The sequence below is a fragment of the Dietzia sp. B44 genome, assembly GCF_014145245.1.
Taxonomy (GTDB): Bacteria; Actinomycetota; Actinomycetes; order Mycobacteriales; family Mycobacteriaceae; genus Dietzia; species Dietzia natronolimnaea.
This window is the reverse complement of sequence record NZ_JAALEF010000002.1, coordinates 1-13,479: the sequence shown is the minus strand read 5'-3', so window position 1 is coordinate 13,479 and position 13,479 is coordinate 1. Positions and strand designations below refer to the sequence as shown.

General features: G+C 70.3%; 13 protein-coding genes, 1 tRNA gene and 1 pseudogene. 6 read left to right on the top strand and 9 right to left on the bottom strand.

From position 1 onward, the window contains the following. The 4 genes from G6017_RS16440 to G6017_RS16435 form a co-directional block, all read left to right on the top strand. A partial coding sequence (locus G6017_RS16440; RefSeq protein ID WP_206682409.1) for a hypothetical protein occupies positions 1–255 on the top strand: 255 nt, incomplete at its 5' end. Further along, positions 252–1,997 carry an ATP-binding cassette domain-containing protein gene (locus G6017_RS00155; protein ID WP_182609766.1) on the top strand — a complete coding sequence of 582 codons (1,746 nt, stop codon included), beginning with the start codon at positions 252–254 and terminating at the stop codon, positions 1,995–1,997. The genes G6017_RS16440 and G6017_RS00155, both read left to right, overlap by 4 nt. Next, the gene (locus G6017_RS00150; RefSeq protein ID WP_182615305.1) at positions 1,994–3,694 is read left to right on the top strand and encodes an ABC transporter ATP-binding protein; all 1,701 of its coding nucleotides are present in this window, start codon (positions 1,994–1,996) and stop codon (positions 3,692–3,694) included. Before G6017_RS00155 ends, G6017_RS00150 begins: the two co-directional genes overlap by 4 nt. Positions 3,695–3,778: 84 nt before the next feature. Beyond that, entirely contained in the window at positions 3,779–4,201 is a 423-nt protein-coding gene (locus G6017_RS16435) for a hypothetical protein (protein ID WP_206682408.1), read from the top strand. A 34-nt stretch (positions 4,202–4,235) separates the two neighbouring features. Here the strand turns inward: G6017_RS16435 and G6017_RS00140 are convergent, their stop codons facing one another. The 5 genes from G6017_RS00140 to cmrA all read right to left on the bottom strand — a co-directional run bounded on the left by G6017_RS00140 (position 4,236) and on the right by cmrA (position 7,606). Further along, entirely contained in the window at positions 4,236–4,970 is a 735-nt protein-coding gene (locus G6017_RS00140; protein WP_182615303.1) for a haloacid dehalogenase type II, read from the bottom strand. Positions 4,971–5,015: 45 nt separating this feature from the next. After that, a complete protein-coding gene (locus tag G6017_RS00135; RefSeq protein WP_182615301.1) occupies positions 5,016–5,729 on the bottom strand; it encodes a flavodoxin family protein in 714 nt (237 codons plus the stop codon). 163 nt (positions 5,730–5,892) lie between these two features. Beyond that, positions 5,893–5,965, bottom strand: a tRNA-His gene (locus tag G6017_RS00130). A 108-nt stretch (positions 5,966–6,073) separates the two neighbouring features. Continuing rightward, positions 6,074–6,742 (bottom strand): oligoribonuclease, encoded by a 669-nt coding sequence (gene orn / locus G6017_RS00125; RefSeq protein ID WP_182615299.1) that lies wholly within the window; start codon positions 6,740–6,742, stop codon positions 6,074–6,076. 45 nt (positions 6,743–6,787) lie between these two features. Beyond that, a complete protein-coding gene (cmrA, locus tag G6017_RS00120; protein WP_182615308.1) occupies positions 6,788–7,606 on the bottom strand; it encodes a mycolate reductase in 819 nt (272 codons plus the stop codon). A gap of 315 nt (positions 7,607–7,921) precedes the next feature. Between cmrA and G6017_RS00115 the strand changes: the two genes are divergently transcribed. Further along, positions 7,922–9,265, top strand: coding sequence for an MFS transporter (locus G6017_RS00115; protein WP_481787717.1), 1,344 nt, complete (start codon positions 7,922–7,924; stop codon positions 9,263–9,265). A 78-nt stretch (positions 9,266–9,343) separates the two neighbouring features. Here G6017_RS00115 and G6017_RS00110 read toward each other — a convergent pair whose 3' ends face one another. Beyond that, positions 9,344–10,024, bottom strand: a complete 681-nt coding sequence (locus G6017_RS00110) for an HAD family hydrolase (protein WP_179524875.1) — start codon at positions 10,022–10,024, stop codon at positions 9,344–9,346. A gap of 76 nt (positions 10,025–10,100) precedes the next feature. Here G6017_RS00110 and G6017_RS00105 point away from each other — a divergent pair, with 76 nt between their 5' ends. After that, positions 10,101–11,093 (top strand): TIGR03557 family F420-dependent LLM class oxidoreductase, encoded by a 993-nt coding sequence (locus G6017_RS00105; RefSeq protein ID WP_182615297.1) that lies wholly within the window; start codon positions 10,101–10,103, stop codon positions 11,091–11,093. Between the two features lie 187 nt (positions 11,094–11,280). Here the strand turns inward: G6017_RS00105 and G6017_RS00100 are convergent, their stop codons facing one another. The 3 genes and pseudogenes from G6017_RS00100 to G6017_RS00090 form a co-directional block, all read right to left on the bottom strand. Continuing rightward, positions 11,281–12,336: an ABC transporter substrate-binding protein gene (locus G6017_RS00100; protein ID WP_182615295.1), complete on the bottom strand. Its 1,056-nt coding sequence runs from the start codon at positions 12,334–12,336 to the stop codon at positions 11,281–11,283. Beyond that, entirely contained in the window at positions 12,333–13,112 is a 780-nt protein-coding gene (locus G6017_RS00095) for an ABC transporter permease (RefSeq protein ID WP_179524878.1), read from the bottom strand. Before G6017_RS00095 ends, G6017_RS00100 begins: the two co-directional genes overlap by 4 nt. Beyond that, positions 13,109–13,479 (bottom strand): annotated as a pseudogene (locus G6017_RS00090) (ABC transporter ATP-binding protein); the annotation flags it as partial. The gene G6017_RS00095 and the pseudogene G6017_RS00090, both read right to left, overlap by 4 nt.

The window sequence follows — 13,479 nt, the reverse complement described above, 5'->3', positions numbered from 1 at the left end:
CGCGCGGTCCTGAGCGCGGACGGCGTGGTCGACGTGCCGGACGGGCTGATGTGCCCCTTCGGTCCGTCGGCACTGCAGGCCGCGGAGTGGACCCCGGCGGGTAGCGCGGGGGTTCACATGAGCCGGCAGTCGCCGGACCGCTTGATCCTCACCGCGCAGCCGCTGACCCCGACCGGTCGCCGGTCTCAGGCCGGTCAGCGCGACCAGGCCGGCAACCGGGCACAGACCGCCCATGGGGCAGTGGAGCCGCAGTGAGTGCCTCGGGATTCGACTATCGGGCCGTTCCGCGACTGGTGCGCCCCCATCTTGGCGGGTCCCGTCGCCTGCTCGTGGCCGCGGTGGCGCTCGCCGTGCTCTCGGCCGTGGCGGAGCTCGCGGTGCCCTACGCCGTCTACCGACTGTTCGTGCACCTGGTGGTGGGAGACGGGGGGCTGGCGGCTCCACAGGCGGTCGCTCTTGCGGCCGCGGGAGTCGTCGTCACCTATATCACCTTCGGCGCCGCGACCGCGCTGGCGCACCGAGCCGCCTTCGACGTGATCGCTCGGATCCGCAGCGCCCTCGGAGAAGCGTGGTCCGGTGCGGATCTGTCCGACCTGTCGGACGGGCACACGGCCTCCGCCCGCTCAGCCGCGGGGGAAGAGGTCGAGCGGCTCGAGGGGATCCTCGCGCACGGAGTTCCGGAGTTCGCGGCCAGTGTGACGGTGTGGCTGACCATGACGGTGTGGCTTCTGGGTGAGGACTGGCGGTTAGCGCTGGCGTGCGCTGCGGTGGCCCCGCTGGCCTTCTGGACCATGCGCCGGGCGATGCGGTCCAACTCCCACCGGATGGGAGAGTTCGTCGTGGCCAACGCGGCGATGGGCCGGGCGATGATGGACCAGCTCACCGCGCTCGCGGAGATCAGGGTCTTCGGCGCCCGGACGCCCGGTTCCACGGCGGTGTCCGCGATCCGACACACCGCGAGCCTCCAGTCCGCGTGGGGCGCGGCGTTCCTCCGGTGGGGAGCCTGGTTCTCACCCCTGGTCACCGCCACACCGGCGGTCGTCGCGGTACTCGGGACCTGGCTCCTCGCGGCGGGTCGACTGGAGGTGGAGACGTTCCTGCTGTTCATCGTCCTGGCCCCGGCCTACACGGTTCCGCTCGTCACGCTCTTCTACCGGATGCACTCTCTTCCCCTGGCGGCGGCGAGTGCTCGGGCGGTCGAGGACCAGCTCGACCTGGCCCCGGTGGACCTGCCGGCCGTGACCGGCCGCGAGCCGAGGGATCGGGCTGTGGTGGTCGACGGCCTCGACTTCGGACACCGGGGGCGGGCGAACACCCTTCGACAGGTCTCGTTCCGGGTCCCGGAGGGCGCGACCGTCGCCCTGGTGGGGGAGTCCGGGTCGGGCAAGACGACCCTCCTGGAGGTACTCGCCGGGCTCAGGACACCACCGGTCGGAGAGGTGACGCTCGGTGGGGTGCCCACCGTGGAGCTCGTCAGCGCGCCCGGCCGGCGCTGGGTGAGCCTGGCCGCCCAGAACCCCCTGCTGTTCGCCGGCTCGGTCGCGGAGAACCTCCGAACGGGAGCGCTCGACGTCCCCGACGGTCTCTTGCTCGACGCGCTGGAGGCCGTCGGACTTCGCGACGAGTTGGGGGAGTCGGCCCTCGATCGGCGTCTGGGGGAGGCGGGAGCAGGCCTGTCCGGGGGGCAGCGGCAACGCCTCGCGCTCGCGCGGGCCCTCGTCGTCGACGCCTGGGTCGTACTGATGGACGAGCCGACCGCCTCGGTCGACCCGCTCACCGAGGACGAGTTGTGGGAGTCGATCTCCCGGTGGTGCCGGAGAAGGACGCTGGTGATGGCGACCCACCGGATCGCGTTGGCCCGCCGGGCGGACCACATCGTGGTGCTAGACCGAGGCGCGGTCGCCGAGCAGGGCACACACGACGAGCTGCTCGACCACGGCGGGCTCTACGCCGAGTTGAACGACGCCGAGTCGCGGGCGAAGGCGGGGATCCGATGAGCGGCGTGGGCACAATGTGGCGGATCGCCGGTGCTGAACGGGTCCGCGTCCTGCGCGGGGTGGGCTGGCGGATCGTCCAGTCCCTGCTCGGCGGGCTGCTCTACGGGGTGCTGATCACCCTCGTCGTGCACTTGGCGCGCGGCGGGCAGGTGGATGAGAGCCGGGCCGTCCAGGTGACCGCGGTGGCCGTGGTGACGCTCCTCGGTCAGTTGCTCGCCTCCTATCTGGCAGCCCGGGACTCGTGGTTGGCCTCCTACCAGGTGTCCGCTCATGCCCGGGTGTGGGTGCTCGAGCACCTGCTCCGCGTGCCCGTGCCGATGGCCTCCGGCCGTCGCCGCGGGGAGATCCAGGCGCTGCTCACCGGCGACATGCAGCAGATCGAGGACTTTCTGTCCGAGGGACTGCCCAAGCTGGGTCAGGCCCTCGGACTGCCGGTGTTCGTCATCGCCGCGGCAGCCGTCTACGACCCGGTCGTCGCGCTCGTACTCGGCGGCGCCGTCGTCGCGGCGATCCCGGCCACCGTGTGGGCGGGCATACGCACCACCGCTGCGGCCCGGGAACGGACCGCGCTGCAGGCCGAGTCCTCGGCACGGTTTGTCGACGTGCTCACCGGGATCACAGTGTGGCGAGTGCTGGCGGCGCCGGGGCGGATCGCCGAGGTCCTCCGTGCGACCGCACTCGAGCTGCGGGATTCCTCCGTGCGAATGCTCGGCAAGTTGATACCCCCGCTGATGCTGGCCTCGGCCGTCCTCATGGCCGGTGTCCCGGTCCTCATGGCGGTGGTGGCCGGGCGCGGGACGGAGGTTGCGATCGGCTTCCTCCTCGTGTCGATCGCGGTGTACCGGCCGCTCTTGGCGACCCTATCGGTGGGGGAGCAGTGGCACGTCACCCGTGCCGCCCTGGAACGGCTGCGGTCGGTCGCCGAGATCCCGCAGCTCTCCGAACCGTCGGAGGCAAAGACGCCCCGCGGCGTCGAGGTGCGGTTCGACGGGGTGGGGTACGACTACCCCGACGGCACCCCGGCGCTGCAGGGGATCGATGTGGCGCTCCCCGAGAAGGGCATGGTCGCGGTGGTGGGTCACTCCGGCAGCGGAAAGTCCTCGCTCGGGGGATTGCTCTCCCGCTTCGACGACCCCACCGCCGGCTCGGTGAAGATCGGCGGAGTGGACGTCCGCGAGATCGCCCCACACACCCTCGCGGCCACGGTGACCCAGGTGTTCCAGCAGACACATCTGGTTCCGGGAACGGTGGCTGAGAACATCGCGCTCGGTCGCCCTGACGCGAACCGTGCCGACGTCATCGATGCGGCCCGGCGCGCGCAGCTCCACACCGCGATCATCGATCTGCCCCACGGCTACGACACGCGTCTGGGGGAGGACGGTGCCGGACTGTCCGGGGGGCAGCGCCAGCGCCTGGCCATCGCCCGAGCACTGCTCGTGGATGCGCCGATCGTGGTGCTGGACGAGCCCACCTCGGCCCTGGACACCCGCACGGAGAGCGAGGTCTCGGAGGTGATCGCCGAGCTGGCCCGCGGGCGATCTGTCCTGCTCATCGCCCATCGCTTGAGCACGATCATCGGCGCCGACGAGATCGTGGTCCTACAGCAGGGACGGGTGGTCGAGCGCGGCACGCATGCCGAACTCGTGAGCTCCGACGGACGGTATCGACGGATGTGGGACCGGCCCGAACCGCCGTAAATCCCCGTGAGCATGGCCGAGGCCAACACCCAGGAAGTTCCCCCGCGCCCGGTTGACTGCAGGCGCGGCCGAGAGGAGTAGACGATGTCGAATTTCCAGACTCCGGAGAACGCGCATTCCCCGGACCGCGGTGAGGGAGAAAAGAACGCCTTCACGGTGATGTACTGCGGCACCTGTGGAGGAGAGCGGGAGTCCGCGCTGGTCTCGGCCCTGAGCCGGGCAGTGGGTCGATCGGCTCACGGTGTGCTGGCACGCTCCAGCTGCCTGCTCGGCGGCAGGTGCGGTTCCGCGGGTGAGCCGGAGGCGGACGGACCTGTCGTCCTGGTACAACGGTGCGATCGCATCACCCGCGAGCCCCGGGGCGGCGTGGTGACCGTCGGACCCGTGCGGACCACACCGGATGTGAACGGCCTGATCCGGTGGCTCGAAACCTCCGATCTCACCGTGGACGAACTTCCGATGCCCCTGCGGCGGGCGCACTACAAGCGTATGGCGTCGCTGAACTGATCGGACCCGTCACCGCCGCTGTCAGTGGGAGGTTTCAGCGACGCAGCTGGTCCGCCAGTTCCGCCAGGGACGCCGCCGTGACGTCCGGCGACCTGAAGTATCCCGGGTAGGGCGCGCCGTCCCTGGTGATCCAGGCGGTGCCGAGTCCCGCCCGAGCGGCGCCGTCGATGTCCCAGGGATGAACGGCGACGAGCATCGCGTCCCTGGGGTCGACATGGCACCGGGCGAGAGCGTGTGCGTATGCCCTGCCGGCCGGCTTCCAGGCGCCGGCGTCCTCCACCGAGAGGAGTGCCTCGAAGTGCTCGCGTATCGACGCGCGGTCGAGGAGGCCTTCGGCTATCGCCGCCGAGCCGTTGCTCAGAGTCACCAACCGGATCCCGAGGTCCGTCAGTGCGTGCACTCCGTCCGGCACGTCGGAGTGCACGGGGAGGACGGAGAAGCCGCCCATGATGTGCTGGACGGCATCGTCTGGATCGCGATCGAGCGGCAGGCCATGGAGGCGGACCCGCAGGGACTCCGCGGCGAGGTGGGCGAACGAGTCGCTCGCCGACACGACCGTGAGGGCGAAGCCGTCCCAAAGAAGCCCCGCGAACCAACTCGACGCCAGGTGCGCCGGCACGCCGACGTCCTCGAAACGCCGGGCCATCGGCGACATGTCCGAGAGCGTCTCGTTGACGTCAAAGACGATCAGGACAGGTCTCCGGGGCCCGTCCGGACTCACCGGGTGGTCCTGGCTCGCGATTCGCTCCCCCGAGTGCTCGCCGGTCATGGAACCCTCCTCGGTCAGGATCGGTGCTCGGTCAGGATCGGGCGGTCAGGATCGGTACTCGGGGTTCTCCCAGCCGAAGCGGGCCCCGGAGTCCCAGGCGGAGCGCTGGTTGCCCTCGCCGGGGATGCCGCCGGCCGCCTTGAGCAGCCGGGCCAGGTGCATCAGGTTCCAGGTCGGGAAGGTCGTGTTGCGGTTGGTGAAGTCGTTCTCCGGCCCACCGCTGCCGGGGTCCAGGTATGACGGCCCAGGGCCGACCTCGCCGATCCAGCCCGCATCGGCGTTGGGCGGGATCGTGTAGCCGAGGTGTTGCAGGCTGTAGAGGATGTTCATCGCGCAGTGCTTGAGTCCGTCCTCGTTGCCTGTGATCAGGCATCCGCCGACCCGGCCGTAGTAAAGGTGCTGACCTTTGTCGTTCAGCATCCCGGACAGTGCATAGAGCCGCTCAATCACCTGCTTCATCACACTGGAGTTGTCGCCCAACCAGATGGGCCCGGACAGGACGAGGATGTCGGCCTCAAGAATCCGCGGGTAGATCTCCGGCCAGGCGTCTACGTCCCACCCGTGCTCGCGCATGTCCGGGTAGACGCCCGTCGCGATCGGGTGGTCGACCGCGCGGAGGGTCTCCACCTCGACCCCGTGCTTGCGCATGATCGAGGCGCTCGCGTCGATGAGTCCCTGGGTGTGGCTGAGCCCGGGGCTGCGCGTGAGAGTGCAGTTGACGAACATCGCCCGCAGGCCGGTGAAGTCGGGCTCGCTCATCGGGACTCCTCGGCATCGGTGTGGGCGTGAATCCGAGCGTAATCACCAGCGGGGAGGTTCCTGCCGGTTTCGGTGACGAGATGGGAGGGGACAAATGAGAACGAGGCCCGAACCCCGTCCAAGGGTGGTCCCTTGGTCGACAGTTCGGACCTCGTTCATCCGGGGTGGCTGACGGGACTCGAACCCGCGACAGCCAGGATCACAACCTGGTGCTCTACCAACTGAACTACAGCCACCATCGCCGTTCTCGCGAACAGCGTTGACGATGCTACCCGGTCTGGGTCCCGGTCAGGAAATCGGCAGGTGTCGACGCCTACCGGGCCCGCGCACGGGAGGTCGGATGCTCAGTCTACGGGGGGCAGGGCGCCGGCCGCGGCGCGCACCTCGTCGGTGGTCGGACCCGGTTGCGGGACGAACGCCGTGGCGCGGTAGTACTTCAGCTCGCGGATCGACTCCTTGATGTCCGCCAGGGCGCGGTGGGACATGCCCTTCTCGGGCTGGCCGAAGTAGATGCGCGGATACCAGCGGCGGCACAGCTCCTTGATCGAGCTCACGTCGATCATCCGGTAGTGCAGGTAGGAGTTGAGCTCGGGCATGTCCCGGGCGAGGAACCCGCGGTCGGTGCCGATCGAGTTGCCGGCCAGGGGAGCGGTCCCGCTGACCGGGACCCAGGCGCGGATGTAGTCGAGGACCTCTTTCTCGGCCTCCGCCACCGTCACGGCGGAGGCGCGGATCTCCTCGGTCAGGCCCGACGAGGAGTGCATGTCCCGCACCACCGGGAGCATCGCGGCCAGCTTGGCGTCCGAGGCGTGGATGACGATGTCCACGCCGTCGCCCAGGACGTTGAGTTCGGAGTCGGTGACCAGGGCCGCGATCTCCACCAGTGCGTCGTTCGCGGTGTCGAGGCCGGTCATCTCGCAGTCGATCCACACGATCCGGTCGTTCTTGGACTCCTTGTGGGGCGTCGGGCTCGACGACGCGACAGGGGTGGGACCGGGGTTCGACTCTGGCATCGCTCGACTATATCGCCGAGCGACCGCCCGACCGGACCCGGAGGATCAGCCCTCCGCCTGTCCCTCGCCGAGTTTGGCGTAGAACCGTCCCACGATCGGGGCCATGACCCCGCGCGGGGTGTAGTTGCCCGCCACGGACATGGCCTGGCCCAGGGGTCCCGGGACCACGCGCATCTTGTTCCGGGCGAGCGCGTCCAGCGAGATCCGGGCGGTGTACGTGGTGTCCACCCAGAAGCGGTCGGGGACCAGGCGGTCGACGAAGGTCTTGTCCTCCTCGGCGATCTCCTCGGTGCGCACCGGTCCGGGCGCGAGCAGCGTGACGTTGACCCCGGAGCCCCTGAGCTCCCCGCGCAGCGACTCGGAGAAGGTGTTGAGGAACGCCTTGGTGGCCGCATAGGTGGCGTTGTTGGGGATGGGCATGTTGCCTGCCGCCGAACCCACGTTGAGGATCGCGCCCGAACCGCGCTCGACCATCCCGGGCAGGACCGCCAGCACGAGGTCGTGGCAGGCCACGGCGTTGACCTGCACCTGGCTCTTCTCGTAGTGGGGGTCGAGCGCGGCGACCGGCCCGAATGAGGCGATGCCGGCGTTGTTGCACAGGATCGAGATCTCGCGGCCCGCCAGCTCCTCCAGCAGCGGTGCCCGCTCGGCCGGATCGGACAGGTCGCAGGCCCGCACCTCGACCGTCACCCGGAACTGGCTCTCCAACCGCTCCTTGAGTTCCTGCAGCACCTCGCCGCGCCGCGCCACCACGATCAGGGAGTGGCCGCGGCGGGCCAACTCGGCGGCCAGCGCCATGCCGATCCCGGAGGAGGCGCCGGTGACGACAGCACGATTCGTCGCGGTGGGCAGGGGAAGCGGCATCATGCGTCCTCGGGTCAGGTGGTCAGGGCCGAGGGTGAGCGTACCGGCGAGGGTGGTGAACGGGGGAGTCGGTCACGACGAGCGCTCGCAGTGCGGCGGGAACCGCGACAGCGGGCAACGCGCCGGTCAGGGCCAACCACGCCGACCACGCCACAGCTATCTCGCATTCACCGAATGTGCACCGACCATACCAGCGGAAATGGGCCCGCCACCGGCCCTTTCGAGGCCTCAGGCGAACCGCTGGGCACTAGGTTCTAGGGCGTGAGCAGCACCGGGACACCGCCCCCTCCAGAGACCGCCGCCTCGTCGTCGTCGTTGTCACCCGATCTCCGCCCCGCCACCCGCGGCCAGGTCTTCTCGTGGGCGATGTGGGACTGGGGGTCGGCGGCGTTCAACGCGGTGATCGTCACCTTCGTCTTCTCCGTCTACCTCACCGACTCGGTGGGGGCGGACCTCGACGGACCGTTCTCGGCCGCCACCTGGCTGTCGATCTCGATCGCGCTGGCCGGGCTGGTGATCGCGCTGACCGCGCCGGTGATGGGCCAGCGCGCGGACCGGGGCGGCCGTCGCCGGCGGTCGCTGGCCATCTGGACCTACCTCACGGTGGCGCTGACCGCGCTGATGTTCCTCGTCGACTCCGACGCGCCCTACCCGTGGTTCTTCGTCGGACTTCTGCTGCTCGCGCTGGGGTCCATCACGTTCGAGTTCGCCGAGGTGTCCTACTTCGCCATGCTGCGGCAGGTCTCCACCCCGGCCACCGTGGGGCGGGTCTCCGGGTTCGGGTGGGCGATGGGCTACTTCGGCGGGATCTTCCTGCTGCTCGCCGCGTTCCTGGGCTTCATCTCCGGGGACGGCGACGAGCGGGGACTGCTGGGCATCTCCACTGAGGGCGGCCTCAACGTGCGGCTGGTGTGCCTGGTCGCGGCGGTGTGGTTCGCGGTGTTCGCGCTGCCGGTGCTGCGGTCGGTGCCGGAGAACCGGCCCCGAGGGAAGAAGGGCGACGACGACGACGAGGTGGGCTTCGTCGAGTCGTACCGCATCCTCTGGCGGGATCTCAAGGCCCTGTCGCGCCGGGACCCGCGGACCGTGAAGTTCCTCGTGGCCAGCGCGATCTTCCGCGACGGGCTGGCGGGGGTGTTCACCTTCGGGGCGATCCTGGCGGTCACCGTGTACGGGCTCGCGCCGGGGGATGTGCTGATCTTCGGGGTGGCGGCCAACGTGGTGGCGGCCCTGGGGGCGGCGGTCGCGGGAGTCGTGGACGACCTCGTGGGGCCCAAGGCGGTGATCATCGGCTCTCTCGCGGCGATGCTCGGCACGATGACCGTCCTGCTGTTCGTCGACGGCACCGCCATGTTCTGGCTCTTCGGCCTGCTCATGTGCCTGTTCGTGGGCCCGGCCCAGTCGGCGTCGCGCTCGTTCCTGGCCCGCCTGGCGCCGCCGGGCAGCGACGGCCAGATGTTCGGGCTCTACGCCACCACCGGGCGTGCGGTCTCGTTCCTCGCCCCGGCGCTGTTCGGCCTGTTCACGTGGGGGTTCGGCACCGACCGCGCGGGAATCGCCGGGATCGCCCTGGTCCTGCTCGTGGGCCTGCTCCTGCTGCTGCCCGTCAAAACCCCGACCCGCTCCGAGGCGTCGATCACGTGGGCGGGCTCCGCCTGACCCCGGGTCGCGCCGCGCGGTGACCCGCTCCTCGTCGTCCCGCGTTCGCGCCCTTTCCGCCCTTCCCGCCCCGGCAAGTCAGAGCCTGCCGGAGGACAGCAGGTCCAGCACTCCGGCGGCGTCGTCGACGATGTCCGAAAAGCCCGCCTCTCGGAGCTCGGCGTCACCGATCCCGCCCGTGCGCACGGCCACCGAGCGGATGCCGAGCTTGGTGGCGGCGACGGCGTCCCAGGTCGCGTCGCCCACCATGACCGCGTCCGCGGCGTCGACGCCGGAGCGCTCGAGGGCGATCGCCACGATGGTGGGGTCGGGCTTGGCGGTGTCGACGTCCTCGCCGGTCGTCACGGCATCCACCGCGTCGTCCACGTCGAGCAGTTCGCGCGCCTCGGCGAACTCCGACGGCGGGGCCGAGGTGGCGAGCACGGTGACCCACCCCTGCTCCTTGGCGCCGCGCACGAGCTCGCGGGCACCCGGCAGGAGGCGGAGCGAGTCCCCGGCCTCGGCGTAGTACTCCGAATGCAGATCTTTGGCCCGGCCCGCCACGCGATCGCGGTCCTCGTCGTCGTCGACCCCCGCGATGTCCAACAGCTCGCCCACCAACGTGGATCCGTCCTTGCCGATCCGGTGGTGCACCTCAACGAAGGGCACCGGCGCGCCCGCCTCGGCCAGGGCCCGGTGCCAGGTCCACACGTGGACGTAGGTGGAGTCGACCAGGGTGCCGTCGACGTCGAGCAGCAGGGCGCGCGGTGAGGTGGTCATGCGTCCGACCGTGCCCGGCCCCCGTGCGGGAGGCAACCGGTGGCGACAGGGCCGTGCCCGGCGCACCCTCGGATCCATGACACGTTTCGGATACACCCTCATGACCGAACAGTCCGGCCCCAAGGAACTCGTGCGCTACGCGGCCAAGGCCGAGCAGGCGGGATTCGACTTCGAGGTGGCCTCGGACCACTACTTCCCGTGGCTGTCCTCGCAGGGGCACGCGCCGTATGTGTGGAGCGTCCTGGGCGCCGTGGCGCACGTGACCGAGCGGGTGGACCTGTGCACGTACGTGACCTGCCCGATCCTGCGCTACCACCCCGCGGTGGTGGCACAGAAGGCCGCGACCGTGCAGATCATGTCCGATGGCCGGTTCATGCTGGGCATCGGTGCGGGGGAGAACCTCAACGAGCACGTGGTGGGGCAGCGGTGGCCCTCGATCGACGAGCGCCACGAGATGACGGTGGAGGCGCTGGAGATCATCGGCGAGCTGTTCGACGGTGGCCTGGTGACCTATTCCGGCGAGCACTTCCGCGTGGACTCGGCCCGCCTGTGGGACCTGCCCGAGAAGCGGGTGCCGATCGGCGTGGCCGCCGGCGGGGAGAAGGCCGTGGCCCGGCTCGGGCCGCATGCCGACCATCTCATCGCCACCGAGCCGGAACCCGCCCACATCGAGGGCTGGAACGCGCTCGAGGGGCAGAAGCGGATCGGTGACGGCGCCCGCGCGATCGCCCAGATCCCCATCAGCTGGGACCCCGACTCGGAGAAGGCGGCCGTCGAGCGCGCACACGACCAGTTCCGCTGGTTCGCCGGAGGCTGGGCCGCCAACGCCGACCTGCCCACCACCGCCGGGTTCGCCGCCGCCACCAAGTTCGTCCGGCCCGAGGACGTGGCCGAGCAGCTGGCGTGCGGGCCCGACCTGGACGCGATCGTCGAGAAGGTGCGGCCCTACTGGGAGGCCGGGTACACCGACGTCGCGCTGATCCAGATCGGCGATGAGACCCTGGACCGGTTCCTCGAGGAGGCGGCCGAGCCGCTGCTCGCGCGGCTGCGGGAGGCTTCCCCGAGCTGAGGCGGCCCGGTTCCTCCGCCGGGGCCATCGATAAGAGCGTTTCGCACACTTGTACTCGACCGATGTGTGCGAAACGCTCTTGTCGATGACTGGCTGGGCCTCCCGCGGAAGCTGGCGGGACCTCTGGCGGGGCCTTCCGCGAGATCTGCCGCGGAATCTCCCGCCCAACCTCCCGCGGGGCGGGGTTCTAGCCGTCGGCTCCGGGCAGGTAGTCGTTGGTCGTGGCGGTGGCGCCGTCGATCTCGCTCTCCAGCAGTCCGTTCTGGTACATCCACCTCGCGTATGCCGCCCAGTCCTCGGCGGACTGCTGGCCGAAACCGTCCTCGGGCAGCAGCTCGAGGGTGGCGTCGATCATCAGCTCGAGCACGTCCGGGTCGTAGGAACCCTCGGTCTCGGGGGTGAGGGAGTCGATGGCGGCCCGGCGGTCGTCCAGAGCCGTGGCCTGACCGGCCGCGGTGCCGGCGAGGAAGGCCCGCACGCGCTCGGCGTAATCGGCGTCGTCGGCGAGGCGGCTCGGGTTGGCGATGATCACCAGCTCCGCATAGTCCGGGACCCCGAGTTCCGTGGCCGGCATCACCACGAAGTCGCCCTGAGCGGTCAGCTCGACCCCCTCGATGTTGCGGAAGGCCCCGAAGATCGCGTCCACCTGGTCGGTCAGGAGCGCCTGGTTGAGGCTTTGCTGCACGTTGGGGGCGGATATCGATCCCGGGTCGATCCCGGCCTCCCGGGCGATGAAGTCGAGGGTCGGCTGCTGAGAGGCCAGACCCGACAGCCCCACGGTCTTGCCCTCCAGGTCGGCTGCGGTGGTGATCCCGGACTCCGTCCTGGCGATCAGCGAGGTCAGTGACGTGGGTATCAGGGCGGCGACCGAGACCACGTCGAGGCCCTGCTCCGCGGCGATGAGGGTGTCGGGCTCATACGAGATGGCCAGGTCCGCACGTCCCAGGGACACCTCCCGCGCGGCGTCGGCCGTGTTGGCGGGCGTCATGAACGTCACGTCGACGCCGGCGTCGTCGTAGGCGCCGGTCTGCTGCGCGGTGTACAGGGCCACATGGTCGGGATTGGGGCTCCAGTCGAGCAGGACGCTGACCGGTGCGGCGGCGGTCGCGTCCGGCTCGGCGTCGTCCGGGGCCGCCTGACAGCCGGTCAGAGCCACCGCGGCAGCGGCCGCGATCGCGAGCATGCGCAACCCGGGCCGCGTGCGGGCCTGGCGTGGGGTCTTAGTGGGTCGTGAGTGAGTCATGATGGGTTCCTTTCCCCGGTGGGAGTGTTCCAAGGGCAGATGAGGCGTTCGAGGATGGTCACGCTGGCCAGCAGGACGCTGGACATGATCGTCAGCACGACCACCTGGGCAAAGACGAAATCGGTCTGGAGCCGGGGGATGGCCTGGAGCATGAGGTAGCCCAGGCCGTTGGTCGAGCCCGTGTACTCGGCGAAGACCGCGGCGACCGGGGCGAAGGTGACCGAGACGCGCAGTCCCGCGAAACCGCGTGGGGCGGCGTAGGGCAGACGCACCCGCCAGAAGAGCGACCACCTGGTGGCGTGCAGGCTCCGCAGCGTGTCGATCAACCTGGTGTCGACCGTGCGGACACCGGAGAGAAGGTTGAGCGCGACGGGGAAGAAGCACAGCAGGGCGACAACGATGACCTTCGGTGCCATCCCGTAGCCCAGGGAGATCGTCAGCAGCGGGCCGATCACGATGACCGGGATGGCCTGGGAGGCGACCAGCAGGGGGGTCATGGCCTGCCCGACGGTGGGTACGAAGGCGCTGATGATCACCACGACCAGCGCGACGACCACCCCGAGGACCACCCCGATGAGAGTCTCGGTGGCGGTGAGCAGCGTGGCGGAACCGAGCCGGTCGGGCCAGGTGCTCACGAGCGAGTCGAGCACGGCGAGGGGCGCGGGGATCACGTAGTCCGGCACGAGCTCGAGCGCGGTGACCGTGATCCAGGCGGCGAGCACCAGCAGGACCGTGACGCAGGCGGGAGCAGCGGACCGGAGGAATCGCACGGTCATCGGGCGGTTCCGCCTTCGGTCAGATGCGATTCCCGGGCCAGTGCCTGGAGTACTTCCCGGCGGGCTGCGGCGAACGCCTCGTCGCCGAGGAGGACCTCGCGGGGGCGGTCGTCGCCGAACCATCCCGGCCAGGTGGAGACCACACGCGCCGGGGCGTCGGCCTCGTACCGTGCCAGCAGGACCACACGTTCGGCGAGGAGCAGCGCCTCATCGACGTCGTGGGTGACCATGACGAGCGTGGCCGGGGTCCCGGTGAGGGTCTCGCGCAGCCACTGTTGGACGTCGGCGCGGGTGATCGCGTCGAGCGCGCCGAGCGGCTCGTCGGCCAGCAGCACGGGTTTGCGCGCCAGCAGGGCGCGCGCGAGTG